The sequence below is a fragment of the Rhodoferax sp. AJA081-3 genome, from assembly GCF_017798165.1.
Classification (GTDB): Bacteria; Pseudomonadota; Gammaproteobacteria; order Burkholderiales; family Burkholderiaceae_C; genus Allorhodoferax.
The window spans coordinates 2,954,063-2,979,929 of sequence record NZ_CP059068.1 but is presented as its reverse complement, the minus strand read 5'-3'; the positions used below and the strand labels follow the sequence as shown (position 1 = coordinate 2,979,929).

At 60.9% G+C, this 25,867-nt stretch carries 31 protein-coding genes; 14 read left to right on the top strand and 17 right to left on the bottom strand.

All coding sequences use genetic code 11. The features are described from left to right. Positions 1–48: 48 nt before the first annotated feature. From HZ993_RS14070 to HZ993_RS14055, 4 genes are all read left to right on the top strand, one after another. Entirely contained in the window at positions 49–1,272 is a 1,224-nt protein-coding gene (locus tag HZ993_RS14070) for a helix-turn-helix domain-containing protein (protein WP_209393368.1), read from the top strand. A gap of 113 nt (positions 1,273–1,385) precedes the next feature. Next, on the top strand, positions 1,386–1,625 hold the full coding sequence (locus HZ993_RS14065) for a type II toxin-antitoxin system ParD family antitoxin (RefSeq protein WP_209393367.1): 240 nt from the start codon (positions 1,386–1,388) through the stop codon (positions 1,623–1,625). Next, entirely contained in the window at positions 1,622–1,954 is a 333-nt protein-coding gene (locus HZ993_RS14060; protein WP_209393366.1) for a type II toxin-antitoxin system RelE/ParE family toxin, read from the top strand. Before HZ993_RS14065 ends, HZ993_RS14060 begins: the two co-directional genes overlap by 4 nt. Positions 1,955–1,967: 13 nt before the next feature. Beyond that, the gene (locus HZ993_RS14055; RefSeq protein ID WP_371816931.1) at positions 1,968–2,300 is read left to right on the top strand and encodes a low molecular weight protein tyrosine phosphatase family protein; all 333 of its coding nucleotides are present in this window, start codon (positions 1,968–1,970) and stop codon (positions 2,298–2,300) included. Positions 2,301–2,348: 48 nt separating this feature from the next. Here HZ993_RS14055 and HZ993_RS14050 read toward each other — a convergent pair whose 3' ends face one another. Both HZ993_RS14050 and HZ993_RS14045 read right to left on the bottom strand, forming a co-directional pair. After that, complete coding sequence (locus tag HZ993_RS14050) at positions 2,349–2,573, bottom strand: DUF4287 domain-containing protein (protein WP_209393364.1); 225 nt, start codon at positions 2,571–2,573, stop codon at positions 2,349–2,351. 74 nt (positions 2,574–2,647) lie between these two features. Further along, positions 2,648–3,688: an SDR family oxidoreductase gene (locus HZ993_RS14045; protein WP_209393363.1), complete on the bottom strand. Its 1,041-nt coding sequence runs from the start codon at positions 3,686–3,688 to the stop codon at positions 2,648–2,650. Between the two features lie 103 nt (positions 3,689–3,791). Here HZ993_RS14045 and HZ993_RS14040 point away from each other — a divergent pair, with 103 nt between their 5' ends. Beyond that, positions 3,792–4,697, top strand: coding sequence for a LysR family transcriptional regulator (locus HZ993_RS14040; RefSeq protein ID WP_209393362.1), 906 nt, complete (start codon positions 3,792–3,794; stop codon positions 4,695–4,697). Between the two features lie 19 nt (positions 4,698–4,716). Here HZ993_RS14040 and HZ993_RS14035 read toward each other — a convergent pair whose 3' ends face one another. After that, complete coding sequence (locus HZ993_RS14035; RefSeq protein ID WP_209393361.1) at positions 4,717–6,240, bottom strand: sensor domain-containing diguanylate cyclase; 1,524 nt, start codon at positions 6,238–6,240, stop codon at positions 4,717–4,719. 11 nt (positions 6,241–6,251) lie between these two features. After that, complete coding sequence (locus HZ993_RS14030) at positions 6,252–7,448, bottom strand: hypothetical protein (RefSeq protein ID WP_209393360.1); 1,197 nt, start codon at positions 7,446–7,448, stop codon at positions 6,252–6,254. 94 nt (positions 7,449–7,542) lie between these two features. Here HZ993_RS14030 and HZ993_RS14025 point away from each other — a divergent pair, with 94 nt between their 5' ends. Beyond that, entirely contained in the window at positions 7,543–8,172 is a 630-nt protein-coding gene (locus HZ993_RS14025; protein ID WP_209393359.1) for a tRNA-uridine aminocarboxypropyltransferase, read from the top strand. Between the two features lie 39 nt (positions 8,173–8,211). On the opposite strand, the gene HZ993_RS14020 is transcribed toward HZ993_RS14025, so the two are convergent. Both HZ993_RS14020 and HZ993_RS14015 read right to left on the bottom strand, forming a co-directional pair. Further along, complete coding sequence (locus tag HZ993_RS14020; RefSeq protein WP_209393358.1) at positions 8,212–9,183, bottom strand: MYG1 family protein; 972 nt, start codon at positions 9,181–9,183, stop codon at positions 8,212–8,214. A 37-nt stretch (positions 9,184–9,220) separates the two neighbouring features. Continuing rightward, positions 9,221–9,784 carry a fasciclin domain-containing protein gene (locus tag HZ993_RS14015; protein WP_209393357.1) on the bottom strand — a complete coding sequence of 188 codons (564 nt, stop codon included), beginning with the start codon at positions 9,782–9,784 and terminating at the stop codon, positions 9,221–9,223. A 163-nt stretch (positions 9,785–9,947) separates the two neighbouring features. Between HZ993_RS14015 and HZ993_RS14010 the strand changes: the two genes are divergently transcribed. Together HZ993_RS14010 and HZ993_RS14005 are read left to right on the top strand one after the other, a co-directional pair. Next, positions 9,948–10,580 (top strand): LysE family translocator, encoded by a 633-nt coding sequence (locus HZ993_RS14010; RefSeq protein ID WP_209393356.1) that lies wholly within the window; start codon positions 9,948–9,950, stop codon positions 10,578–10,580. Between the two features lie 62 nt (positions 10,581–10,642). Next, positions 10,643–10,975, top strand: coding sequence for a hypothetical protein (locus tag HZ993_RS14005; RefSeq protein ID WP_209393355.1), 333 nt, complete (start codon positions 10,643–10,645; stop codon positions 10,973–10,975). On the opposite strand, the gene HZ993_RS14000 is transcribed toward HZ993_RS14005, so the two are convergent. Together HZ993_RS14000 and HZ993_RS13995 are read right to left on the bottom strand one after the other, a co-directional pair. Beyond that, positions 10,972–11,490: a hypothetical protein gene (locus tag HZ993_RS14000; protein WP_209393354.1), complete on the bottom strand. Its 519-nt coding sequence runs from the start codon at positions 11,488–11,490 to the stop codon at positions 10,972–10,974. The two genes, HZ993_RS14005 and HZ993_RS14000, sit on opposite strands and share 4 nt — an antisense overlap. A 37-nt stretch (positions 11,491–11,527) precedes the next feature. Then, positions 11,528–11,812, bottom strand: coding sequence for a DUF2277 domain-containing protein (locus HZ993_RS13995; protein ID WP_209393353.1), 285 nt, complete (start codon positions 11,810–11,812; stop codon positions 11,528–11,530). Between the two features lie 143 nt (positions 11,813–11,955). Here HZ993_RS13995 and HZ993_RS13990 point away from each other — a divergent pair, with 143 nt between their 5' ends. Next, positions 11,956–12,432 (top strand): c-type cytochrome, encoded by a 477-nt coding sequence (locus HZ993_RS13990; protein ID WP_209393352.1) that lies wholly within the window; start codon positions 11,956–11,958, stop codon positions 12,430–12,432. Here the strand turns inward: HZ993_RS13990 and HZ993_RS13985 are convergent. Together HZ993_RS13985 and HZ993_RS13980 are read right to left on the bottom strand one after the other, a co-directional pair. Then, on the bottom strand, positions 12,429–13,796 hold the full coding sequence (locus tag HZ993_RS13985) for an ATP-binding protein (protein ID WP_245213627.1): 1,368 nt from the start codon (positions 13,794–13,796) through the stop codon (positions 12,429–12,431). The two genes, HZ993_RS13990 and HZ993_RS13985, sit on opposite strands and share 4 nt — an antisense overlap. After that, on the bottom strand, positions 13,793–14,458 hold the full coding sequence (locus HZ993_RS13980; protein ID WP_209393351.1) for a response regulator: 666 nt from the start codon (positions 14,456–14,458) through the stop codon (positions 13,793–13,795). Before HZ993_RS13980 ends, HZ993_RS13985 begins: the two co-directional genes overlap by 4 nt. A gap of 139 nt (positions 14,459–14,597) precedes the next feature. On the opposite strand from HZ993_RS13980, the gene pal reads away from it, so the two are divergent. Then, positions 14,598–15,155 carry a peptidoglycan-associated lipoprotein Pal gene (pal, locus tag HZ993_RS13975; protein WP_209393350.1) on the top strand — a complete coding sequence of 186 codons (558 nt, stop codon included), beginning with the start codon at positions 14,598–14,600 and terminating at the stop codon, positions 15,153–15,155. Positions 15,156–15,245: 90 nt separating this feature from the next. Here the strand turns inward: pal and HZ993_RS13970 are convergent, their stop codons facing one another. From HZ993_RS13970 to HZ993_RS13960, 3 genes are read right to left on the bottom strand one after another with little or no spacing between them, the layout of a single operon-like run. Next, positions 15,246–16,205 (bottom strand): ribonuclease Z, encoded by a 960-nt coding sequence (locus tag HZ993_RS13970; protein WP_209393349.1) that lies wholly within the window; start codon positions 16,203–16,205, stop codon positions 15,246–15,248. Between the two features lie 37 nt (positions 16,206–16,242). Next, on the bottom strand, positions 16,243–16,617 hold the full coding sequence (locus tag HZ993_RS13965; RefSeq protein WP_209393348.1) for a VOC family protein: 375 nt from the start codon (positions 16,615–16,617) through the stop codon (positions 16,243–16,245). A gap of 45 nt (positions 16,618–16,662) precedes the next feature. Then, entirely contained in the window at positions 16,663–17,643 is a 981-nt protein-coding gene (locus HZ993_RS13960; protein WP_209393347.1) for a threonine/serine dehydratase, read from the bottom strand. 102 nt (positions 17,644–17,745) lie between these two features. Between HZ993_RS13960 and HZ993_RS13955 the strand changes: the two genes are divergently transcribed. From HZ993_RS13955 to HZ993_RS13940, 4 genes are all read left to right on the top strand, one after another. Further along, positions 17,746–18,219, top strand: a complete 474-nt coding sequence (locus HZ993_RS13955) for an Lrp/AsnC family transcriptional regulator (protein ID WP_209393346.1) — start codon at positions 17,746–17,748, stop codon at positions 18,217–18,219. Positions 18,220–18,309: 90 nt separating this feature from the next. Continuing rightward, positions 18,310–18,504, top strand: a complete 195-nt coding sequence (locus HZ993_RS13950; protein ID WP_209393345.1) for a hypothetical protein — start codon at positions 18,310–18,312, stop codon at positions 18,502–18,504. A gap of 8 nt (positions 18,505–18,512) precedes the next feature. Continuing rightward, positions 18,513–19,046 (top strand): hypothetical protein, encoded by a 534-nt coding sequence (locus HZ993_RS13945; RefSeq protein WP_209393344.1) that lies wholly within the window; start codon positions 18,513–18,515, stop codon positions 19,044–19,046. 17 nt (positions 19,047–19,063) lie between these two features. Beyond that, positions 19,064–19,597 (top strand): dephospho-CoA kinase, encoded by a 534-nt coding sequence (locus HZ993_RS13940; protein WP_209393343.1) that lies wholly within the window; start codon positions 19,064–19,066, stop codon positions 19,595–19,597. Between the two features lie 24 nt (positions 19,598–19,621). On the opposite strand, the gene HZ993_RS13935 is transcribed toward HZ993_RS13940, so the two are convergent. The 4 genes from HZ993_RS13935 to HZ993_RS13920 form a co-directional block, all read right to left on the bottom strand. Further along, positions 19,622–20,248 (bottom strand): DUF4136 domain-containing protein, encoded by a 627-nt coding sequence (locus HZ993_RS13935; RefSeq protein ID WP_209393342.1) that lies wholly within the window; start codon positions 20,246–20,248, stop codon positions 19,622–19,624. Positions 20,249–20,351: 103 nt separating this feature from the next. Continuing rightward, positions 20,352–24,038, bottom strand: coding sequence for an ATP-binding cassette domain-containing protein (locus HZ993_RS13930; protein ID WP_209393341.1), 3,687 nt, complete (start codon positions 24,036–24,038; stop codon positions 20,352–20,354). Next, positions 24,039–25,028, bottom strand: coding sequence for a hypothetical protein (locus tag HZ993_RS13925; RefSeq protein WP_209393340.1), 990 nt, complete (start codon positions 25,026–25,028; stop codon positions 24,039–24,041). Positions 25,029–25,125: 97 nt separating this feature from the next. Then, positions 25,126–25,839 carry a glutathione S-transferase family protein gene (locus HZ993_RS13920; RefSeq protein ID WP_209393339.1) on the bottom strand — a complete coding sequence of 238 codons (714 nt, stop codon included), beginning with the start codon at positions 25,837–25,839 and terminating at the stop codon, positions 25,126–25,128. Positions 25,840–25,867: the final 28 nt, after the last annotated feature.

Here is a 25,867-nt window from a genome sequence, read left to right as displayed (position 1 = left end):
TACATTGACTGAGCAGGCTTGGAAAGCCACTCTTCACAAAAAAAGCACATGATGACAACGCTTACGCCCTACCGACATCCCACCACCTTATCCGAAGTACACGCCCTCATTGCAGCTCGTGAATCGGAGTCACTTCATCTTGAATTTAAGGCCAGCGAAGCACTCGTTAGAGGGAAGCTGGATGAAATATCAAAAGACATCTCTGCATTCGCAAACTCAGACGGCGGGGTCATCATTTACGGCATTGTTGAGAATGACCACTGCGCTGAAAGCGTTGATGAGGGCTTGTCGAATGAAGACCGCAATCACAAGGAATGGATAGAAAACAAAATTCAAAGCAATGTTGCCCCGAAACTGCTAGGCCTGCGAATAACCGAGATTGCCCTCTCTGAAAGCCGGTTCATCTACGCCGTTTCCGTGCCCGCAAGTGATCGAGGCCCACACCAGGACAGACACACTCATCGGTATTACAAACGACACAATTTCAAATGTGCTCCGATGGAAGACTACGAGATACGCGATGTACGAAATCGGCAGATAGCTCTTCCACCGCTGATATCTGTTCGTATTGACATAGTTCAGGGTCAACTGCTCCAGTTCTGTGTCGAGAATGTAGGAACCTACTCAGCCACAGACGTTGAATTTCAATTCTCAGAGCGTTTGAAATGGGAGCATGGGGAACCAAAACCCCTATCCCGTGGGATAAAAACGCTCCCACCAAAGCGACTTCTATCATTTTTCTATGGCGTCGGTGTTTGGTTGGGCACTGACAAGATCGTTCAGGACTTTTCTGTTGAAGTTTCCTACTTTCATCAAGGTGAGGGAAAACGTTTGACCGAAACATTCCATATGGATTTGCAGAGTTTGCTCGGTACTCTGCAGGAGTCCACAGCACTCGAACAACACGCAAAGAGGCTCGAAGATGCACTTGGCAAAACTACCAAAACGCTAGACCGGATAGCACATTACCTTTCAGGTATTGAGAACATTGCCAACCCGTCGGGCATGGCAATTTCTCACTCCAGTTTGCGTGGCCTCGCAGCGATCTACAACGGCGACCAAACCGGGTGGCCGCTGTACGAACCTTCTCAGTGTTCTTGGCAAGTTTTCCAGGAAGTACTGGAAATAGACACAAACCTCGCGACTAAGCTCTATCAGTTCTTCACTTGGCCCAACCAGGAACAAAAACTCAAAGCAATCGATGGCGCCAATGAGGAATTGCTGGCAAAACTGCAAAGACACTTCCGGATTTCTCCTGATGTCTTGGACTAGGTGTCACTGAAAGTGTTGATTCCGCAGGCTAGGAGACTCCAAGAACTTGCTGATCCCGTCAACATATGACGCCTAGTTTGGCAAATTTTGCCAAACTCCCTAAAATGGCCAGCATGAGCACCATGAACATTTCCCTGCCCGAAGGCCTCAAGGAATTCGTTGATACGCAAGTTGGCTCGCGTGGCTTCGGAACCAGTAGCGAGTACGTGCGTGAACTGATCCGCAAAGATCAGGATCGGCAACAGCTGCGCGGTCTGTTACTTGCAGGTGCCCAATCTGCACCAACGGCACCTGTAGATGCCAACTACTTCGATACCCTGCGCAAGCGCATCACCAGCAAGAAATCCAAGTGAAGTCCAAGGCGCTGATTCAGCGCACGTTGGCACTGGGCGATACCGAGCAGGCCATTGCGCATTACTTAGAACAGGACGCGCCGACTGCTGCGCTTGGATTTGTGGACGCGCTGGAACGTGCCTACGCACACATCGGCAAGCACCCCGCAACGGGCTCACCGCGCTATGCGCATGAGTTGGGTATTCCTGAACTACGCTCCTGGTCTTTGCACAAATACCCGTACCTCGTGTTCTACGTAGAACATGAGGACCACATCGACGTTTGGCGGGTGCTGCATATGAAGCGCGATATTCCCGCCTGGATGGTTGATGGTGCAGACAACCACTAGACCAAAGTCTGACGTGAAGCGCAACGTGTTGTTCATCTGCAGCAAAAATCAATGGCGCAGCCCAACCGCTGAACAACTGTGGCGAAAGCACCCAACTGTCTCGGCGCGCTCAGCGGGGACAAGCCCCAACGCCCGCCACACAGTGTCTGCCGAGGACATCCAATGGGCCAACGTGATCATGGTCATGGAAGAAAAGCACAAATCCAGGCTCAAGGCCGAGTTCACCCGGCTGCTGGACAACAAGCCAATCCATGTTCTGGACATTCCAGATGAATACAAATACATGGACCCGGAGCTCGTCGAAATGCTGGAGCAATCCGTCAACAGTATTCTTGGGCTTGAGTAAGGTCCAAAGCGGGAATCTGTTGGGGCTATCTACTTGAACGATTCAAGCTCAGGTCTTCCCCTTCGCCAAACAAAACGCCACAACCGCATTGGCATGCCCATGCCCCATGCCATGCTCCGCCTTGAGCCAGTTCACGATCTCCATGTGTTTCATGCTCTGTTGCTGTTGACGCACCAGGCCAAACCAATGGTCCATGGGGTGGCCGTAGGTTTTCTCGATGGATGGGAAATACGACGCGGGGCCTTTGATTTTTTCGGATGCCGTTGCTGCCATGGAAAGAACTCCTTGCGATGGGGGCTGTGTGTCTGTCTGCCTGACTGTTGCGGTGCAGCCCCTATTGTTATCGCTCAATGGGCGGCTATGCGCACAACGCCGGACTTTATCGCGGCGGCGGCTTCAGCCGCAAAACAACCCATGCCTTCCAGCGCAGCCTCCACCGCTTCGTCCAGTGGTGTGTGCGGCTCATACCCAAGCGTCGCCACCAGCTTGGTGTTGTCCATGCCCAGCGGCACATGCCACAAATACCGCATCTCGCGCAGTTCCCGCAGGGTCGCCACAAAGGGTGATGCCAGCGCGACCATCCACCAAGGGAATGCGCGCACCGCGGGCTTGGCGCCGCCGCGTTTGGTGACCACGCGGCAAATGGCTGCCGCCATCTGGGTGCCGTCGGCATCCCAGTGGCCCTGCATATGGAAGGTGGCAAACGGCTCCAGCGTGTCGCGGCGCTGCACCAGCGCGACCATGGTGCGGGCCACATCGGGCAGGTAAGACCATTGGTGGCCCACACCGTGTGCGCCGGGCAGCTGCACGGCCTTGACCGGCAGGTTCGGTTTGACCAGCCCTTGCGAGAACCAGCTGTTGCCGACCTTGGGGCCAAAGAAATCGCCTGCGCGTACCACGATCACTTGGCAACCGTTGTCGCTGGCCGTGCGCAGGCGTTGTTCCAGTTCGACCCGAATCGCGCCCTTGCGGGTCACGGGTTCTTGCGGCGAGTCTTCGCGCAGCAAGGGGAAGGCGCTGGGGCCAAAGTTGTAGACCGTGCCGGGCAACACGATGGTGGCGTCGTTGGCCTGGGCCGCGGCTATGGTGTTGTCCAGCATGGGCAGCACCAGCTCGGCCCAGCGCAGGTAGCCGGGCGGGTTGACGGCATGCACGATGACCTGGCAGCCGCTGGCTGCAGACACCACGTCGGCGCGGTTCATCGCGTCGCCGCGTATCCACACCATGCCGTCGCGCCGCTCCAGGGCTTGTTCACCACCGCGGCAGAGGGCCCGCACCGTCCAGCCTGCGTCACGCAGCTGCCGGGCTACCTCTCCACCGATGCCGCCGGTTGCGCCGAGTACCAGCGCCGTTTTGGCCAATGCTGTTTTGCTGTTGCTGTTGTCCATGTCAAATCTCCTTGAAGACAATGTTGTTGCGATGGATGAAGTGTCGAAGTGATGGCGCTGTTACGCAATTGACCAACATATACCAGCAGCTATACATTTATGCATGACCAAAGACCCGCACGACAACGGCATTGACTGGGAGCTCTACCGCTCGTATCTCAACGTGATCAAGGAGGGCTCGCTCTCGGGCGCCGCCCGCGCCATGGGCATTGCACAACCCACGGTGGGGCGCCACATTGAAGCACTGGAGAAGTCACTGGGGGTGGTGCTGTTCACCCGTTCCCAACTGGGGCTGCTGCCTACCGAGGCGGCGCTGGAGCTACAAAGTTTTGTGCAGGCCATGGGCAGTTCTGCCGCTGCACTGCGGCGCGCCGCCGAGAGCCACGGTGCCGGTATCCGGGGCACGGTGCGCGTCACGGCCAGCGAAGTGATCGGTGTGGAAGTGTTGCCACCCATCGTTGCCGAACTGCAGCGCGCCCACCCCGATCTGAAGGTGGAGCTGGTGCTGACCAACCGCGTGCAGGACCTGCTCAAGCGCGAGGCCGATATTGCCGTGCGCATGACGCAACCCAAGCAAGAGCTGTTGATCGCCCGGCGTGTGGGCGTCGTAAAGCTGGGCTTGCACGCACACACACGCTATTTGCAAACGCGTGGCACTCCCACGTCGCTGACCGATCTGGCGCAGCATGCCCTGATTGGCTTTGACGAAGAGACACCATTTGTGCGTGCCGCTACCAAGGCCTTTCCGGTGTGGAACCGTGATGCCTTTGCCGTGCGCACCGACAGCGACCTGGCGCAACTGGCTCTGATCCGCGCCGGCAGTGGCATCGGCATTTGCCAGGTGGCATTGGCTGCACGCAACCCCGACCTGGTGCACCTGCTGCCCGGCAGCACTCCGCTGGCGCTGGAAACCTGGCTCACCATGCACGAGGACCTGCGCAACAGTCCGCGCTGCAAGGTGGCGTTTGATGCGCTGCTGGTGGGGCTGCAGGCCTACATGGCGGCATAGACCCTGGCAGGGGAACTGGCTACGCGGTCGGCGCTAATGAAGTGCGGTTCCGACCAGTATTCTTGGACTGGTACGGCATTTCATCGGCCAGGTTCAGCAGACGATCCGGGCTGGTGCCATGGTCGGGGAACACTGCAATACCGGCTGACACGGTTGTCTTGATGCGGAACTCTCCCACTACCAGTGTCAAATCTTCCAGTTGTTTGCGCCAAGATTCTGCCCGCACCACGGCTTGTTCTGCGGACATGTCGGGCATAACCGCGACAAACTCTTCTCCGCCATAACGGCAGATCAGATCACTTTCACGGGCGCCCGTTTTGAGCAATGCTGCCAGGGCTTTCAAGACTTCATCGCCCGCTGCATGCCCGTATTGGTCGTTCACCTTTTTGAAGTGGTCCACATCGAGCATGATGATGGCCAGCTGTTGCTTTTCACGTTCTGATCGGGCAATTTCACGCGACAACACGGCATCGAGGAACCGGCGGTTGTAGAGACCGGTTAGTCCATCTCGTGTGGCGAGTTCCTGCAAGGCGGTCTCGCTGGCCATCAGCGCGTCACGCTGACGCAGCGTGACCCAGTGCGCCCGGGCAGCAAAGACTGCTAACACCAGCAAGACAAAATAGCCGACACCAAGCTCCGCCGCGCGCCGCTGCCATTCGCGCAATGCCAGGGTTTTATCAAAACCGTAGGCGATCACGAAAGGGAAACCGTCGATTTTGCTGAACCCGAACAAGCGCTCGTGTCCATCTACATCGGCTTGGGCTGCAACTGTGCCTGCAGAGGCCTGTGTCTGCAATTCTGCGGAAAATGCAGGGGACGCTACGCGCTTCTCAAGCAAATCGGGCAACTGGGGACGCCGCGCAAGGAGTACCTGCCCTTCATCCAATAGTGCAACAGAGTCCCCGTGCTCCATACTGAGTGCATCGAACCGGCGCTGCGCCCGGTCCAGCTCGATAACACCCATCACGCCGCCCAAAAAATCTCCCGAAGCGGACCTGAGGTGGCGCGATAACACCAGCACCGAGCGTCCCGATGCTGAGCTTTTGCCTGAAACGTAGCTGGCCATGGGGCCAGGCCCGTCATGCAGCTTGCGGGCCGTGCACAACTCGGCCTTCGACTGAACACCCGTGTTCTTGCCTGTAGGTGTTACCGCGAAAACACAGTCGCGGTTGAAGATCACCATGCTGAAGAAGTCCGGCACGGTGTCTGCCTTTTCCTTCAGGAGCATCGTCATGCGCCGCGCATGGTCCGCATCGGGGTCCGGGTACACCAGATCCGCCTCCTGAAAGCGCCCCAGCACATCGCGCAGTACATAGTCGGCAGCCAGCACTTCGGTGCGGAAGGCCTGACCGATGATCTGGGCCCGTTGCATGGCCCGGTAAGAGGTGTCGGCAAGGACTTTGTCGTAACCGCGCTGCAAGTCGAGTACCAGCCAGCTGCCCAACAGCAGGAAGCCGATCAAGATAGCGCCCGCTAGCTTCAAGATGGTCAGCCGCTGCCCCCGGGTCGTAGAAGACGCTGCGGAACCACTGGAATATGCCATGTCCGTATCCATCAAAAAGGCAAGAAGGATGTGACACGCAAACCTATCACCTGGTTGCGTTTGGCGCCATTCCATCCGCCATCTTTAGCCAGCAGCGCACTGCCGCTGCTGTTGTAGAGGTCGTAGGTCAGACCCACGGTGACTTGCGGATGTAACTTGTAGTTGAGCGTGCATTCGCTGACCCAGGTGGTGTCGCCCCTGGCACCACGCTTGTAGGGGGTGTTGTCAGTGGCCACGCGTGTTGCCGATTGCGATACCAGCAAATAGAACTTGCCGAGATCGTAGCGCACCCCGGCAAGGTAATTGAGGTCTTCAATCTGCCCGTCACCCTTGGCGTAACTCGCCCGGGCAAAGCCCGCCCAGTTCGGGTTGAACCGGTAGCTGGCCGTTGCCATCACCGCGTCGACGCTGGGCCCCTTGTCGCCTGGCCCCGGCCACACGGCATCTTTGTCGTAGTAGCGGAACGCATCTATGTGGTTCAGGGTTAATTGGTAGTGCTGTTTGGAGTCCTGAAAGTTAAGCTCCAGCACGTAGGCCAGATCACCCTGCGCCAGATTGCGCCCGGCGTTCAGGGTCTCGCGGTCGCCGAACGCGTCGCCCATGATGCCAGTCAGCGAAAACCCATGGCCCAAGTCCTGTTTGACCACCACCGCCGCTGACGGAAAAGGTGGCGCCACCGCGCGCGTGGCGGCGTTCCCATAGTCGTTGCCGGTCGTCAGGTCACCACCGAACAGTGGATCGGCCAGATACCAGTTGGCGGTGTCTATCTTGCCCACCATCACCAGCCTGCCATTTTTGCGGTAGGTTGCTGCCAGCTCCTGCAAGCCGGATTTGAAGTTGACGGCCTCGCGGGTGGAACCAATGGTCTCGACGGTGTTGACGCCAAATCCCATGGGATTGGTCAACGAATAGGCATTGCCATCGCCACCGAGAGTGCGGTTGTCGGAGTAGGCGCCAGAAAAACTCCATTCACCACGGGTGTACTGCAGTGCAACGAAGCTCAATAGGCGGGCGCCGTTGTCGGTCACAAGGTTTGGACGGAAGGGGCTGGGCCGGTTGCGTAAGGCTGCTTGCGTGCTGGTTTGCAGGGTGACGTTGTTCAGCAACAAACCCCGCCATCCATCCGCCGGGCCCTCGGCAGCGTTCTGTGCATGGGCGAGGCAGGAGAGCAAGATAGTGGCCAAGAGGCCCAGTGACTTACTTGTCATTTGAATGGGGGTGGGCTCCAACGCGTTTGAGAATAACAGAGTCGCGGCGAGCACCAGCCGCTTTTTACAATGTGCGGTGTACCCACGCCATTGCATGACCAGATCCGTTCGCCCCATTTGCCCCCGCTGCCAGCGCCCGCAATCCACCTGCATCTGCCGCTTCGCAACACCCACGCCCCATGCCTCCGCGGTGCTGATCTTGCAGCACCCGCTGGAAGAGCACCACGCCAAGAACAGTGCACGCCTGCTGCATCTGAGCTTGCAGCAGAGCCGCATGGCGGTGGGTGAAGTGTTTGACGACACGGCATTGCAAGTGCTGATGCCCGAGCCGCGCTACACCGTGCTGCTGTACCCGCCTTCCGCGTACGAGGGCCACGCGACTCCGGCGGCGCTGGACACCACACAACTGCTGGATCCATCGCTGGTCCGTCTGGTTGTGCTGGACGCCACCTGGCGCAAGAGCCGCAAGATGCTGCACCTAAGCCCTGCGCTTCAACGCTTGCCACGGTTGGCACTGAAGGAAGTGCCTGAGGGCCGGTACGCGATCCGCAAGGCACACCTGCCGGGGCAACTGTCTACGTTAGAGGCCACCTGTGCAGCGCTGGCGCAGCTGGAAGGCAACAGCGCCAAGTGGCAAGCCTTGCTGGATGCGTTTGACGGATTTGTGGCCCAGCAGAGGGGGTTTATGGAAAATCGCCCTCTAGCCCCTGAAAAATCTCACTAGTACGCTATTGATTATGTAGCGTCTGAGGGGCGGTGTTGCCTATGCCAGTGCCAGTTCGGCCAGTTTCACCGCGCCTTCAAAGCTGCGCGCCCCGGCAATAAACACATTCAGGTGGCAGAAAACACTGTCGGCCACGCCGGTCACGGCGGCCAGCTCCTGGTCGCGCAGGCCGGCCCAGCTGCGGGGCAGGTCCAGCTTGGCGGTGAAAGAGCCGGCTTCCACGGGCACGGTCTTGATCTGGTACTGGTCGCCGTCCGAGTCCGGGTAGATCACAAACACCACTTCGGGCATCTCGTGCAGCACCACGTGGGTCCACGGCATGCCACCTTCGCTCAGATGCAGCACACGGCCGCCCAGCAGGCGCGGCGCGTTGCGTACCGTGTCCATGGCGCGGATCTGCGCCACCTTTTTGCTGATGGCATGGTCCAGAAACTTGCGCGTGATGGTGATGGCCTCGCGAAAGCGCTCCTCCTGCAACTGGGCCTTGGCCGTGCCGTCCAGGCCCTGCTCTTCCATCCAATGCGTGTTGAGCTGGGCAATCAGTGACGACAGGCCAAAGATGCCGGGCGACACGTCGCCCTTGCCGGTGTCCACAATGTCCAGGTACTGCACCAGCGAATGGTCTATGGAGCGGACCACTTCCGCGGTAGCCTCGGGGCTCAGGCTGTGGCCGTGGTTTTTGGCCCAGGCGGCAACATAGGCGGCGCCAAATGCAGCCCACAACAGTCCAGCGCTGGCGTAGCCCACACCGGGTACTGTTTGCCCGTCCACGTCCTGTGTGGGCCGTGCACCGTCAAAGCCGCGCTGGTGGTGGTCAAAACGGCCAGTGGCAACGTTCCAGCTGCCGCCCACATCCACTGCGAAATCGGCAGCGTCAATCAGCTCTTGTTTGCGTGTGCGCACCAAGGTGTGTGATGGGAAAACCCCCATCAGAATGCCAACGCCGAAAACGTCGTCGGCGTGGAAGCTGCCACTGTGCGTGGCGATGGTGGGGGTGGTGTGTGCAGTCATGCGGCGATTTTAAGGAACCGCCGCATGGCTGGCAGCTTTACTTGGGCAACAGCACCTTGTCGATGACGTGGATCACGCCGTTGGACTGGTAAACATCGGCAATAGTCACAGTGGCGGTGCCACCTTTTTCATCGGTCACCATGACTTTGGAGCCGCTGGCCTTGGCGGTCAGCGTGCCGCCGCTCACGGTCTTGATGGTGGCCATGCCTTTGCCATCCATGATCATTTTGCTGATGGCCGCTGCGTCCCACTTGCCGGCCACCACGTGGTAGGTCAGTATGGTAGTCAGCGTGCCTTTGTTGTCGGGCTTGAGCAGCGTCTCCACGGTGCCGGCGGGCAGCGCGGAAAAGGCCGCATTGGTGGGCGCAAACACGGTGAAGGGGCCAGGGCCCTTGAGCGTCTCGACCAAGCCAGCCGCCTTGACCGCAGCCACCAGCGTGGTGTGGTCCTTGGAGTTGACGGCGTTGTCGATGATGTCTTTGGACGCCAGCATGGGTGCACCACCCACCATGACGTCGGCCATGGCGGCCACGGACACGGCAGACATGATGAGGGCCAGGCTGAAGGATGCGAGTGTGCGGGTAGTAGTACGGGATGCCATGTGAATTAACTCCTGAGGGGTTGGTAACAGATAAGCCGAAATGTCGCGGCTGTACTGAATACGCAGGCAGGCTGCAAATGGATTCAAGAGATTGACGTTGCACGGCAGTGCGCATGCGCAATCTGATAGCCTTGGGTGCCAATCCCCTACAGAGAAACATCCCATGACCCTCAGCACCTGGTGGCTCTTTATCCTGATGACATTTGTAGTCTCCGCCACGCCTGGCCCCAATATGCTGATGGTGATGAGTGTCAGCGCCAAACATGGCGTGCGTGCATCGGTGGTCGCCATGCTGGGCTGCATGACCGCCTTGCTAGCGATGATGAGCATTTCTGCTGCTGGTCTGGGTGCGGTCTTGCAGACCTCGCCCCAGGTGTTCGAGGCATTGCGCTTGGCCGGTGCCGCCTACCTGGCTTACCTGGGCATCAAGGTGTGGCGCTCGCCAGTGCAGGACCAGACCGCCGCCGAAACATCGCCCGTCGTCATGCCTGCTTTGAATACCGGCGCCATCTACCGCCAGGCCTTTCTGGTGGCCGCCAGCAACCCCAAGGCCATCCTGTTTGCCGCGGCATTTTTTCCGCAGTTCATCCACGCGGATGCGCCCCAGTTTCCGCAGTTCGCTATTCTGCTGGCCACGTTCACGGTGATCGAAGTGGGCTGGTACATGGTTTACGCGGTCAGCGGCAAGCGCTTGTCGGTCTACCTGCAGCGCGCCAACGTGATGCGTGCCTTCAACCGGCTGACCGGCGGTGTATTCATCGGGTTTGCCGCGCTGATGGCCACCGCCCGTGAGTAAAACGGGCCGCCGATACCAACAATCCAGCGTGTGGATTTGGGCAGCCGAGGCAAAATGCCAGCATGAATCTGATTTTTGATACGGTGGCCAGCCTGCTGCGGGGCGTGGTCAAACTGGTGCTGCTGGTGTTTGCAGCCGTGTTTGCGCTGAGTGTTTTGTTGGCCGGCTTGCTGGTGGTTATCGTGCTGGTGTTGCGGTTTTTGGTGACCGGCCGCAAGCCCGCGGTGGTGACCACCTTTGCCCGCTTCAACCAGACCGCACAGCAGTTTCGCCCGGGTTTTCGGCCTGGTGCCAGCGGTGGCTCACACACCAACAGCGCCGACATTGTGGATGTGGAAGCACATGAGGTGCGCTCGGTATTGAGCGCACCCACACCGTCTAAAACGACGGACTAGTCATACGTTGCGACGGGCTCTGGCAGTTCGTCGTCCAGGTACAGCTCGTATTCGTCCCAGCCGTCCGTGCCAAAGTGCTCGTCGCACTGCGCGGCAATCTCGTCAAACGTGGTGAACTCCACGCAGAACATGATGGTGTTGAACAGCTGGCGGTAGGTGCGGCCGGTGGCGTCTTCCAGTTCGCCCTCGGGGTCGTCAATGTGGCGGCAGCAATGCACCCACACATAGTGGCCTTCCAGCTCGTCTTCGGCCTCCAGCACGCTCAGTGCAAAGGCCTCGTCTTCAAGGCTGGGCCCGCTGGGCCTTTTTACCAACCGGAAGGTCTGGCCGTGCTGGGGGTGGGCCGGGTCCAGTTCAAGGTCTACGGTCTGCCAGTCGGGTGAAATCTGCTCTGCCACTTCGGCCAGCTCCTGCTGGGTGATGTCTCCCTCCCAGTGCACATCGGTGATGTGGCGTGAGGTGCCGAATTCACCTTCCCACAGGCTGGCTTTGTGTTTCATGGTGTCTGGGTGCATGGCGCGGGTCTCCGTGGGGTTGTGGGTGGGTGGCACTTTATACAGCTTTTGTGGGCGCACTGAATCGCTCCAGCGATGCGGCGCGTGCCTTGGCGGCTTCCACCTCGCGGTTGCGCGGCTCGGCGTGGGTCACCAGGGACGCAATCAGCACACGGGCCGCGGCAGCCACGTCTTCAATGGCCCGTTCAAACGCAGCCTCGTTGGCCTTGGACGGCAGATTGAAACCGCTGAGCTTGCGCACGAACTGCAACGACGCGTCGCGTATCTCCAGCTCCGTGGCGGGGGGCTCAAAGTTGAACAGGGTTTTGATGTTGCGGCACATGGTCACTCCCTAAAGATGGGTGCCATCCTACTCTGGGTGTGTGGTGACTCGGTCGTTGATCTGTATCAACACCGGGACCCCGCCCGCCGCCCACAATGGCCTTGCATTCACCTTGTCGGCAAGGTGACTAAAAGGGGATGAACATGCCAAGACTTTTATCGACACTGTCGGCAGCCTGCCTGGTCGCGCTGGCAGGGTGCGCCGTAGAAGTGCAAAACACCCAGCCCGCACAGGCACTGAAGCAGCAAGCCCAGCCCCCGGGTTCGGTCTACGCCGGTTGGCGTGTTTTTCAGGACAAATGTGCCGCCTGCCACGGGCCGGCCGCCACCGGCACGGCCGGTGCGCCCAACCTGCTGCCCGCCGTGCGCAACATGGGGCCACGCCAGTTCGTGGGCCTGGTGCTCAACCGGTATGACTGGAGCGCCCAACTGGGAGCCACCAAACCCGAGGGTGCTGCGAGGGACGCCCTGGTCGACGATCTGGTGCAACGCAAGGCCTACGTGCTCAGCATGCCGGCTTGGCAGACCGAGCCTCGCGTGAATGCCCATATTGCCGACCTCTATGCCTACCTGGCCGCCCGCGCACAGGGCACGCAGGGCCCGGACCGGCCGGCACCTTAATCGCCTGGCCGAACGCCAGGTGTGTCGAATGCAACGCAGACCTTTAGGCCGCCCAAGGATTCCGACGTGTCCAGGGTGATGCGGGCCCCATGCATGTCGACAATCGTTTTGACAATCGCCAAACCCAGGCCGCTACCCAGCGTTCCGCTCTGGGGCCCTGCGACCCGGTAGAAGCGGTCAAAGAGGCGCGCCCGGTCTGCTATCGGAACGCCGGGGCCACTGTCTTCCACCACGAGCTGCATGCCGGTGGTGTTCGCCAACACCGACACATTCACCGTGCCACCCTCGGGTGTGAACTTGATGGCGTTGTCCAGCAGGTTGCGCACCAGAATGGCCAGCGCGTCGCTGTGGCCCATCACAGTGCCGTCTTGCGCGGCGACCAGGCCCATGTCGATGCGCCGTGCGCTGGCGGTCTCCCACAGGTCCCCCACCACACTCTGCACCAGCTGGGCTATGGGCACCGGGGCTTTGATCGCCAGATCGCTGGGCGCAGCCTGCTGGCGTGCCAGCACCAGCAGCTGCTCCACCAACCGCGTCGCACGGTCAATGCCTGCCGCCAGCCGGCCGATCGCCACATCACGCGCAACTGCGTCGCCGGCTCGGCGCAGGCCTTCCACCTGCAGCTTGAGTGCCGAGAGGGGCGAGCGCAGTTCATGCGCCGCATCGGCAATGAAGTGTTTCTGCGCCTCGAAGGCACTGCGCACGCGGTGCAGCAGCAGATTGAGTTCACGCACCAGCGGAGCGATCTCTGCTGGAAGGCCCTCTTCATTGACCTCGGTCAGTTCATCGGCGCGTCGCAAGGCCAGTTGGCTGCGCACCCGCTCCGCAGGCGCCAGCGACGCGCTGACCACCCACCACACCAACAGTATCAACAACGGCACCATGACGACCACAGGGCTGACCGCTTGTAAGGCCAGCTTTCGGGCCAAACCGTGCCGTGCCGACAGGTCTTGCGCCACCTGTATGAACTGGTCGCCCGACTGCAGCGAAAACAGTTTGTAGGTCTTGCCACCGGCATCGAAATGGGAGAGCCCGGGCGCAGCGTCCAGCGGCAGCACGGCGCCGGGGGATGACTGGAAAATCGTCTTGCCACCCGCTCCGGTCACCTGGATCAAAAACTCGAAACTGGTGTCGGTGTTGTCCCTGAAGCTATTGGCCAGGTAGCCGCCTATAGGCAGACCTTTGCGCAGCGAGAGGGCCATCTGCTCCATCTGGTAGTCAAAGATCTCGATGGTCTGGTCCAGCGAGGTGCGGTAGGCCACAAACGCCTGCACCGCCGCCGTGAGCAGCACCACGCTGAAGAGCAGCACCAGCAGGCGCGCGCGCAGCGAATGCCCCATGCCGGACGAAGACGCGTTGCTCATGGTTCTGCCTTGGGCACCATGTAGCCCACGCCGCGCACGTTCTGTATCAGGTGGGCACCCAGCTTCTTGCGCAGGCCGTGGATATAGACCTCCACCGCATTGCTGCTGACCTCCTCCTTCCAGCTGTAGAGCTTGTCCTCCAGTTGTTTGCGCGACAGCACCATGCCCGGGCGCGCCAACAGGGGCTCCAGGATGGCCCACTCGCGTGCCACCAGGGTCACGGGCTGGCCTTCCACCAGCACCTCCCGGGTTGCGGGGTCTATGCTGATGCCCATGTGTTCGTAGACGGGTTCGGCCCGGCCCGATGCACGGCGTATCAGCGCGCGGATACGGGCCAGCAGCTCGTCTATCGCGTAGGGTTTGATGATGTAGTCGTCCGCGCCCATGTCCAGGCCCTGTACCCTTTGCTCCAGCGCGTCGCGTGCGGTGGCAATCAGCACCGGCGTGCGGTTCTTGCGGGCGCGCAGCCGCCGCAACACGGCCAGGCCATCGCGCTTGGGCAGGCCCAGGTCCAGTAGCACCAGGTCATAGGTCTCGGTGTCCAGAGTGACGTCGGCCATCTCGCCATCCCTGACCCAGTCCACTGCATACCCGTCGGCACGCAGCAGATCCAGCACGGACTCGCCAATCATCGGATCGTCTTCAACCAGTAACAAACGCATGAGGGCTATTTTGCCCACTTGCAGACGTGTTCACGCTGTTGCGGCGCGGTTTAAGTTTCACCTAAGTCTGCACCCGAACAATCCAGACCGTAGACAACAGACCAGCCTTGCAAACACCACCACCGAGGAGCACACCACCATGACATCCATCCACCGACTGGCCCTGCTTGCAGCGACCGCCACCACCATCCTGCTGGGTGCCTGCAGCAGCACGCCTATGGCCACCAGCAACACCACCACTACAACCGACACCGCAACTACGCAGACCGTGACCAAGGCGGAACAGCCGGTGACCAACGGGGTCGTCATTTCCGATCCCGTAGGCCGACTGTCCGAACACCTGGACCCCAAGAGCCCGCTGTCCCAGAAACGCAGCATCTACTTCGACTTTGACCAGTACACCGTCAAGCCCGAATACACCCCGGTGCTGGAGATGCACGGCAAATACCTGGCCGCCCATGCCGGCATCAGCATCCGGGTCGAAGGCAATACCGACGAACTGGGCGGCACCGAATACAACCTGGCACTGGGGCAAAAACGAGCCGAGGCCGTGGTGCGGGCCCTGAAGATTTATGGTGCAAGAGACGCACAGTTGGAAGCGGTGAGCTTTGGCAAGGAAAAGCCCCAGGCCACCGGCCATGACGAGGCTTCACATGCCCAAAACCGCCGCGGCGATCTGGCCTATCCTCAAAAGTAGTTAGTGGCCAAATCGGCCTCTAGCCCCCGAAAAATATAGCGCTAACGCTATCAAAACTGTAGTAGATGAGGCGCTTATGCCGCCTCACGGCTAGACTACCCGCGCCAGCAGACCCGAGCGGCTGAGCCGGAATCGCGCGAAGTCTTCCGCCAGAAAAAGCTGCCCCGTGTAGCCAGCCGCTGCTTCGGCCTGTATGTCGGCGATGGAGGGGGATTGCCGGGTATCCGACTGGTAGCGGGGGCTGAAATGGGTCAGCACCAGGTTGGGAACACCTGCCGCCTGGGCGAAGGCCGCCACGCTGGCCGCCGAGCTGTGTTGGTAGCTCGCGCCATTCTTGTCGGCCACGGCTTGTGTGTACGTGGCCTCATGCACCAGCACCTGCGCACCCTCGCACAGCGAGCGCAACAGGGAAGGCGTGTCGTTGTCACCACCCACGACAATTTTGCGGACCGGGTTGGGGTACGACAGGTAGTCGGCACTGTGCAAGGTGCGCCCTGCATGAACCACATCCTCGCCATTTTTCAGGCGCCCCCAGATGGCACCCTGCGGCACGCCGTCGGCAGCAAGTTTTGCGGTGTCCATGCTGGGCTCTACATGCAACTCGGCAAAGCTATAGGCATACGACGGCACGCGGTGGGACAGTGGCTCGCTTTGCACGCGCCACTCGGCGTCTTGCCACGCACCAAAACTTTCGGTGGCGATGAACTCCAGCGTGAACGGCAGGTACACCGTGGTCAGCGCCAGGGTCGTCCGTATCCAGGTTTCTATCCCCTGCGGTGCAATGATGGGCAGTGGCGCGGTGCGCCCCGACATGGCGGCACTGGCCAGCAGGCCGGGCAGGCCGTAGCAATGGTCGCCATGCACATGGGTGATGAAAATGGCACGCAAGGCGCTGAGCGACAGGGGGGTGTGCAGCAGCTGGTGTTGTGTGGCCTCGCCACAATCCACCAGGTACCAGCCCTTGCCGCTGTCGGCCACCAGTGCCAGTGCGGTCACGTTGCGTTGCTTGGTGGGGGTGCCCGAAGAGGTACCGAGAAATAACAAGTCCATGCAGCTATTGGAACACCACCACCACCGTCCATTTGCCTCAGGCCGCGTTGGTCAGCATCTCGATGCGGTGGCCGTCCAGGTCATGAAACATCGCGCCAAAGTAGGTGGGGCTGATGTCGGGCCGGGTGCGCGGCGTAAAAATATCTTGGCCTGATGCAGCCAGCGCAGCGGCGTGGGCCTCTGCCACCACCGCACGCGATGCTGCACCCAGTGCGACGTGTGTGCCTTTTGCCGTCACGGGCTGGTCTTCTTCCACCGGGTACAGAAAAAACGACCACTGCGACGCGGTGCCGAATGCGGCTTCTGCGCCGGTGTCACGCTGCAGCGCCAGGCCCAGCGGCTTGAGTGCCTGCTGGTAAAAGGCAACGGCTTGCGCATAGTGGCGGGTGCCCAGGGATACATGGTCAATCACAGTGTTCTCCTTCAAAACATTTGGATGCACAGGGAAGCGTGGGGGCTACACCAGCCAACGGGCCACCTGCTCACCGGTCAGGTTGCTGCCGCACAAGACCGTGGCCAAGCGCTGCGTGCGCAGCCCAGGTTGCTCCAGCACAGCAGCTACACCCACCACACCGGCAGGTTCCACCACCAGACCTGCGTGTTGGAAGACCAGGCGCATGGCGCGTTCAATCGCCGCTTCGCTGACCAGTAGCACATCGTCTACGGTGCCCTTCATGTCGGCCTGCGCCTCGGGTACCGGCATACGTACGGCGATGCCGTCGGCAATCGTGCTGGCCACACCGCGGTTCACCACACGGCCCTTGTGCCAGGATGCGGCCATGGCGTCCGCGCCTGCAGCACACACGCCGATCACGCGCACATCGGGCGCATGGGCCTTGGTCCAGCGGCCCATGCCGGTCAACAGCGCGCCGTTGCCCAGCGGCACCAGCAGGGTGTCAAAGACGCGCCGCGCCAGCATCTCGCGGGCGATGGTGCCTTCGCCTTCGGCAATGCTGGCCTCTGCACCGTCTTCCACAAAATACCCGCCGCTGTTGGCGCAGAAGCGTTTGGCCTCTTCCTTGGCGCTGTCAAAGTCCTCGCTGTACAGGCGCACCTCGGCACCCAGCGCACGCATGCGCTCCACCTTGTAGGCATTGGCCGTGGTGGCGCAGTACACCACCAGCGGCCACTGCCGGGCGCGGCACACGTAGGCCATGGCCTGGCCCCAGTTGCCGGCAGTGGCGCAGACCAGCGTGCGGCCTGCCAGACGCTCGGCATTCTGGTGCATGAAGAAGTCAGCGCCCCGGCCTTTGAACGAGCGCAGTGGGTTCAGCGACTCGACCTTGAGCGTCAGCGACGGAACGCCCAATGCGTGGGACAGGGGCTCGCAGTCAAACTGCGGGCTGTTCAGAAATGCCGGGTCCACCACCGCAGCGGCGTGCGCGATGTGGTCCAGCGACAGGCGATGGGAAGTAGTAGTGTTGATAATGGAAGGCATGGCAAGAGTGTCGGCGCGTTGGCGCTGCGCCCGGCCGCTTTTACCCACCCCTTGCTGCGGCTTGGCCGCATTGCCCGTGCCGCCCATGCGGCGAAAAGTCACATGCCTTCAGACGCAGTCCCGCTAGACAGTTTTGACCGCCAGATACTGGCCCTGTACCAACGCAATACCCGCTTGCCTGGCGAACAGATCGGCGCGCAGGTGGGTTTGTCTGCCGCCGCCGTGCAGCGCCGCCTCAAACGCATGCGTGAGACCGGTGTCATCCAGGCCGAGGTGGCCGTGCTGGACTGCCAGCCCCTGGGCCTGGGCATGACCGCCATCGTGCATGTGGACCTGGTCGACGAATCCGCCCACGCCACCCGCGCCTTCCGCGACAAGGTGACCGCGCGTGGCGAGGTGCAGCAGTGTTACGGCGTGACCGGTGCGGCCGACTATGTGTTGGTGGTTATCGTGGCAGACCTGGCTGCGTACGACGCGTTCTGCAAGGCCTGCCTGCTGCACGATGCGAATGTGCGTAGCTTCACCACCCATATCGTGCTGGACGCGGCCAAGCGCACAGGGGCGTTGAGCTTTTAAACGGTGCGGTGTCCACTCTCGGTCGCTTGAATGAAATTGGCATCTAGCCCGGGTGAAATATCACTCCAATGCTACTTAAACGATAGCAAATTGAAATTCATTGACGCTGCATCTGTTCTGCGCCCGATTGGCGGTTTTGCAGGGGTTGCCGCCATTTTGTTCTGGGTCACGATGGGACCTGTTGGCAATTCAGCTATAAACCAATCACTTGAAAATATTGGGAGTGAAATCATGGTTCAAGACTGCTTTGTTGATAAGACAGGTTTCACTGAGATAACACGTTAGCCAGCGGCATGAACGATTGGCGCAACGACTTGAATCGGCTTGCCGTTGAACTCCATTACGGCGTGGGCGAATTGTCCGAAGTTATGGCTTGGGCGGGCATTGCTAATGCGGCAACAGGGGAGGTTCACTCGCTGGTTTGGGACGTCTTGACAGTCGACGACGTTTCAGTGGTGACTCGTCTCCTTGCAGAAATCGCATGGGATCTCAATAAGTTTCGGCCAAACTCAAAAGAAGCATTGCCCTTTGCGATTGGGTCGCTACGGAAGGCTCTTCGGCAGTTCCTTGTCCGAGAACGTACGGTTCAATCGTTGTGCGAGTTGGTGTCCGATCTCGATACGATCTATGTCCTTGGAGTGTTGCAGAACGATGGATTCACCAACGCACCGACGAGTCATGTGTCGCCGTCTTGGCTGGGCGACCTCTGGAATTGCTGTGATTGGTGCGACGCGACTTGGAGCTACGAAAATAGCCAGCCGCTCGTTGAAGAAGCTCGTCGTGTTTTGGAGATGCTGGCTAACTTTTCTCTACAGCGGATGGCTTAGCCCGCTGAGCTGTGACGTTGGACATCATGAAAAGCATGCGCATCGCAATCATCGGAAACTCCGGATCGGGCAAGTCCACGATAGCGAGAACACTAGCAGCCGTGCATGCGCTGCCAACGCTTGATCTGGACACGGTCGCTTGGGAACCGGGAAAGATTGCAGTTGCTCGCGATGCCGCAGTCGCCACCTCTGCCGTCACCTCGTTCTGTGAAGCAGCCCCGCACTGGGTCGTTGAAGGTTGCTATGGCAACCTGGTTGCAGCAACACTTCAATACTCCCCCATGCTACTGTTTGTCGAGCCAGGCGTTGACGTGTGCTTGGACCACTGCCGCGCTCGCCCATGGGAGCCTCATAAATACCCATCCAAGGAAGAGCAAGATAGTAAGCTCGAGTTTTTGCTGGCGTGGGTGCGTGAGTACTACACGCGCCAGGGTGATCTCTCGTTGTCGGCCCACCAGGCGCTTTTCGGCAACTATGGCGGGCCCAAGCGCAAGCTCGTGAGCCCACCGGGGAGCGATTTCCTGGCAGAGTTCGCGACTTGGGCTCGCTAGTGGCGACGCCCCGCGCTGCAGGTATTACGGCGCACCGGGCAGCTTCACGACAACCTTGCGTATACCCTTGGGCGGTGAGGGAAAGTCCGCCATCGCCGCTTCAAACAGGGCAGGCAAAACCCGGGCGGGGTTGAACCAGCTCTCCTCATTGGTGGCTGTGCTCTCGTACACCACCTTGCCGGTGCCCAGATCGCGGATCTCCATACGCACGCGGGTCACATAACTTTCGCGGTCCATCAACCAGGGGGAGCCGTAGAAGTGCCGGCCGGGCCACATGCGGGGCCGGCCAAACGGTGACCACGCCGAGCGCCCGAAGAAGGGGTCCGAGAAGGTCGACACGGTCTCTACCGTGCCCGCGCCGATTTGCACGCTGTAGCGCGCACCGGTGTCATTGCGGCTAAAGCCAAACTTTGCCAACGCTGCCTGTGCCATGTTTTCCAGCGATGCGGCTTGTGCGGCGTCTACATCTTGCGACGGCAACCGCTCGAAGCGGAACGTGCCAGGCTGTACCGGGGTGGGCGTGGTGGCAAAACTCTGCACATCGCTCTCGACCGTGGACACGGTCGCGCAACCGGCCAACACGACGGCCGCTGCGACCAACGCCGTACGCGCCAGGCGTTTCAAAAGGGTGTTACTTGTCATGATTGCCATCTGGCAGCCTCCTCGAAAGTTCTCACCACATCATCATGGTCCTGATCGCCACGCGATTCAAGCCCCTCCATGTAAAGTTGTACGAGCGGTTTGCAAGACGCTATCACGCTTGCAGCGCCGTGACGGTGCGGTCCACCACCGTGGTGCGGCCATGCTCCACGTGTATCCACTGGTCACACAGCGCCAAAGAGCTGGGCCGGTGCGCAATCAGCACAATGGTGGTGCCGCGCAGGTGTTTCTGGATAGCCGCGCGGATCAGTTCATCGGTTTCCACATCCACGCTGGCGGTGGCCTCGTCCATCAGCACGATGCGCGCTTTGGACAACAGGGCGCGGGCCAGGCAGATCAACTGGCGCTGGCCGGCGCTGATATTGCGGCCGCCTTCTTCCAGCGGTGTGTCCAGGCCCAGGGGCAGGTTGGCCACAAAGTCGGCCAGACCAATCTGGACCAGCGCGGCCTGGATGTCGTCGTCGCTGTAGTCCCCGGTCACGTCAATGGACGCACGCAGCGGCCCCAGGAACAGCACCGGCTCTTGCGGCACATAGGCAATGGCCTGGCGCAGGCGTGCATGGGGCACGTCGTTGATGTTGATGCCGTCAATCAAGATGTCACCCCTGTCCACGCTGAGTGTGCGCAGCAGGGCCAGCAGCACGGTTGACTTACCGGCCCCGGTGCGGCCCAGCAGGGCCACGTGGCTCTGCGCTGCCACCGTAAAGCTGGCGTCTTCCACCACGGCTGGCAGCTCAGGCGCATACCGCAGGCAGGCATTGCGAAACTCGATGTGGCCGGCGCTGGGCCAGTTATCGGGAACCGGGGCGGGTGCCGCTGCCTGCGTGTGCGCATCGGCCTCCGCTGGCAGTTCGGCCCACTGCTGGCAGCGCTCCCACGGCACCAACACGGTGGCCAGTGCAAAGAAGTCGCGGCACAGCCGGTCTATGCGGTCCAGCAGGCCAAAGGTCAGGGCCAGCAGCAGGCCCACCGTGCCCGCGCCAAAGCTGGGAAGCCAGGGCTGTGGCCCTAACCAGAAGAAGGGCAAGACCAGGCAGCACATCAACACACAGGAGACCAGGGTCAGGCGCATGCCCAGCCAGAAGGCCAGGTTCCAGCCCCGCATCTCGGTGTTCAGCCGCAGGTGGTTGGCCTGGTCGAAGCGCGCCACCAGATTGGCCTCGCGGCCAAAGGCACGCAGCGTGGAGTGGCCGCGCAGGCCGTCGTTGAACAGTGAGAACACCGGTGAACGCACCACCGATGACACGCGCGAGTTCTCGCGGATCGCTACACCGTAGAGGCGCGACACGCGCACCGATACATAGGTGGCCAGCGTGAAGGGCAGGGCGGCCAGTGCAGTCACCGCCACCACGCCCAGTGCACAGGCCAGGGCAGTGGTCGCGCCATGGGTAAAGCGAAAGCCCCGCGCGGCCAATTCCACATCCAGCTGCTGGATGTCGGCCGAGAAGCGGTTCAGCATGCGGCCCGATGGCGTAGTCTCAAAAAAGCGCAGTGGGGACTGCATCACCCCGGTCAGCATGTTGTCGTGCGCCTTTTGTGCGGTGTGGGCGCAAGCCCGGCGAAAGGTGGCCTGCGCCACGTAACTCACCAGCAGGATGATGAGGGTGAGGCCGGCGAAGGCGGCAAAAAACTGCCAGGGTGTGATGGCGTGGGTGCCGTCCATGTGTGACATCAAATACTGCTGTGACATCGGCAGGGCACTGGCCACAAACATCAGGCCCAGCACGAGTACGGCACCGCCGACTGCATGGCCCTGCCAGCCACTTTCACCCAGCGTCAGCAGCAGGTTCTTCCACATCGCAGCGCGCACCTTGCCCACGGCCTGACCCTCTACGGCGGTCAGGCTTTCTTCTTTCTCGGACACCGATGCCGCGTTGCCCCCAAGGTGCTGCAACACAGCCGCATGGTCGGCATGGCCTTCCAGCTCGATGCGCAAGAAGTTGGAGAAGCGGGCATTGGCCGTGCGCAACTGGTCCAGCGTGCCAAATTCACCGCGGCCATCGGTGTCGATGAACAGGATGCGGTCAAACCGGTCCAGGTGTGCCAGGCGGTGGGTCACGCAAATGCGCAGCGTGTCTTTCCACTCGCCAAACAGCAAGTCGTCGGCAATGCGCCCCTCGGTCCCTACGTCCAGCGCGGACAGCGGGTCATCCAGAATCACCACATTGGCCGGGTGCAGCACTGCGCGTGCCAGCGACACGCGTTGTTTCTGCCCGCCCGAGAGGTTGAGCCCGCGCTCGCCAATCTCGGTGTCAAGCCCGGCGGGCCATTGGTTGACCTCGTGCGACAGGCTGGCCAGTTGCAGGGCGCGCTGGATGTGGGCGTCGCTCAGGTGTTCGCCCTCGCCATACAGCGTCAGGTTGTCGCGCAGCGTGCCGCTGGCAATAAAAGTCTCTTGCGGGCAGTAGGCAAACTGCGGTCTGCCGCACCAGCGGACGACACCGCTGCTGGCCGCGTACTCCGATAGCAGCAGGCGCAGCAGCACGGACTTGCCGGCGCCCACGGGCCCGACGATGGCCAGGCTCTGGCCGGCCTGCAGGTCCAGCGTGATATCGCGCAGAATGGGCTGGCCTTCCACGGCGCTGAAGCTGACATCGTTGATCTGCAGGCCCACTGGCCCGGCCTCTGCGGGCTTGGCGGGTTCGGCGTCCTTCAGATTGAAAAAGTCCAGCAGCCGCTTGGCTGACACATCGGTCTGTGCCAGGATGCCGGCCACATCGCTGAGCACCACGAACGGAAATTCGAGCCCCTGAAAAATCAACAGCGTGGGAATCAACATGGCCGCATTCAGCTCGCCACCCCGCCAGATGTAGAGGCCGTAAGTGGCAGTAGCCACCACCAAGCCGGTGCAAGAGAACACCAGGGATGAGCGGGTCTGCAGCAGCATGACCGAGATCAGGCGGTCCACCTCCGCACTGCGCGCACGCCGCGTGCGGCCCAGAAAGATGTCGGACCAGCCCGAGAGTTTGATGACCTTGATGGCCGTCAGAATCTGCGACAACAAATCCAGCCGCTGGTCGCGGGCGCGCAGCAGGTCGGTCTGGCGCTGGCCGGTTTCGCGCACGATGTATTTCAGCACGGGCATGCTTAGCGCCATCAGGCCCAGGCCCACCAGTGCGGTGACCCCCAAGTAGCGCCACAACAAGAGACCCGCGATGGCGATATGGACCACCACCATGCCGGCATCCACAATGCGCTCCACACAGTGGCTGACCGCTGGCACATCCACGTGCATCAGGTTTTGGGTATTGCCCTGCGGCAGCTCGTGGCGCACACGCGGGTCCAGCCGGAACCACTTTTGGGCAAAGGCTTGCATCAGCGCGCTGCGCTGCAACAGGTGCGCCTGCGAGAAGGCTTTCAGGTAACGGATAAACGTGACATTAGTGACATAAATCACCAGCGGAAAGGCCAGCAGCAGCGCCACGTGCTCGGGCAGCCAGGGCGCTGCCTTGATGGCGTCGAATCGGGTGATGACCTGTTCGATCAGCAGCGCCGGTGCTGCAGCTGCCATGGTGGTGATGGCCATGTAGACCAGGGTCCACCACAGGTGGGGCCGGGTAGACCGAATGATGCTGCGGATGAACGCCCAGGACCCATTGGCCGTGTCCAACTGCAGCAGCGCGCGGCCATGGGTCTGCTCCATGGCTTCTATGGCCGGGTCCATGTCGTGTATGCCGGGTGCAGGCTGGCCGCGGGCCATGCCTTGCAGTTGGGGTGTCAGGTGCCGTTGGTAGTCTTGGACCAGGGACTTTAAGAACGCAAGCGGGTAGTGCAACAACATCTATTTGAGGCTACTGCAATCCGCACCACCAGTCATGCGCACCTGTATCGGTGCGGTTGTGCCTTGTTCGTATTTGTTCCACACCGCTTCGCTCACATTGCAGGTCCAGCTCCTGCCTTCGGATTGCAGGGACAACACATAACTTTCACTACGTGCTCCGGCGCGTTCGGCCCCCATGGTGTTGCCCACCAGGCTGTTGCCCGTGCCGATGTTGTTTAGGCTTGGCCACGCCGGTGCAGCCGCGGTCTGCGGCCCGGCCTTCACCGTGCGGTAGCTGCGCCAGCGGTTGACCTGGTAGCGACAGCGGTTGTCGTAGACCGGCTCCTCGCGGTAGCGGGGCGTGCATTCGCGGCGCTTTACAAAGGTGCCATCCCCCTTGTCAATACGTTCGTCATGGCAGACCTGGCCATCTGGGATGCTGCGGGTGGAGCGTTGCTCGCGGCTTTGGCTCACGGCATAGGCATCACCCGGCATGCTGTCGCACCAGGCGGAGTCGGATACGGGGCCGAATTTTTCGATTTGTATTTCGCGTTGCCAGCTTTTGGCCGACACAGTAGCCGTGGCTTCGTGTTTGCTGGTGAACATAAAGCCCAGCGCCACCACCACCAATGCAACGAGGGCCAGCACCCAACGCCACCAGCCGGAACGCGGCGCAGCAGGCGCAGTGCTCGCTATGGGCTCCGGCGCGGGTGCCGCGGTATCGGTGACCAGTGCTACCGGTTTGGTGCCATCCTGGCCCGCGCCACAATTGGTGCAATGTGCGGCCGCCGCGGAGTTGGGGGAGCTGCAGAAAGCACAGCTCCAGTCCGCACCCACAAACTGGTGGTTGCGGGCCTCAACCTCGGTACCGGGTTCGGGGAAATAGCGTTTGGTGGGGTCCTGCGCCGCACCGCAGGTGGGGCAGTGGCGATGTGAATCGCCCAGCAGCCCCTTGGTGTTGCACTGGTCGCAGTCCCACAGCATTTCGTAAAAGATTTCTTTCTCTGCCATATCCCGTCCCGTGTCTTGAGGTTCTGGTGCGCCTTGTTGGAAGCGGGATTATTGCGCGTCTGTTCTCCTTTCCTTTCCGTGGTGCCAGCGATCAATCTCAGACCTGTGCGATGTGTACTGCGTCCACCATGCGCCGGGACAGGGCGGACTGCCGTGCCAGCAGAAAATCCCGTAGCAGTTCTGGGTAGTCGGCGCGCACTGCTTTGCACACAGACGGGCGCTGCGCAAGTGCCGCGCGCCAGGCGCGTACCTTGGGCGTGTGGGCAAAGAAGCCAAAGTCGTCTATGGTCTCTAACACATCAAAGTAACGGAAGATGGGGCCGAACACTGCATCGACCATGGAGAACTGCTGGCCGGCAAAGTACGGGCCTTTCGCAGTTGTCGTGAGCGCGTCTTCCACCTGCTGGAACTTGGCAGCGATCTCCGCGGACTTGGCCGCCAGTTGTTTGTCATCGGGCGCGGCATAGAAGCCTGCAATGGCATTGAGCACGGTGGAGCCAAACTCCATCCAGCCGCGGTGCTGTGCGCGTGTAATGGCGTTGCGTGGGTGCAAAGGGCTCGTTGTAGTCTCCTCTAGGTATTCGCAGATGACGGCGGACTCAAAAATGGCTTGGCCGTCGACCAGCAGCACGGGTGTCTTGCCCAGCGGCGAAATCTTCAAAAACCAGTCGGGCTTGTTCGCCAGGTCGATATCGATACGTTCAAAGGCAATGCCCTTCTCGGCCAGAACGATGGCCGCGCGTTGCACGTAGGGGCACAGAAGGTGGCTCACCAGGGTGAGTTTCTGTTTAAGGGTGGGGCTGGGGTTCATTGCAAATCTCCAAAGGGGTAGTGATGGA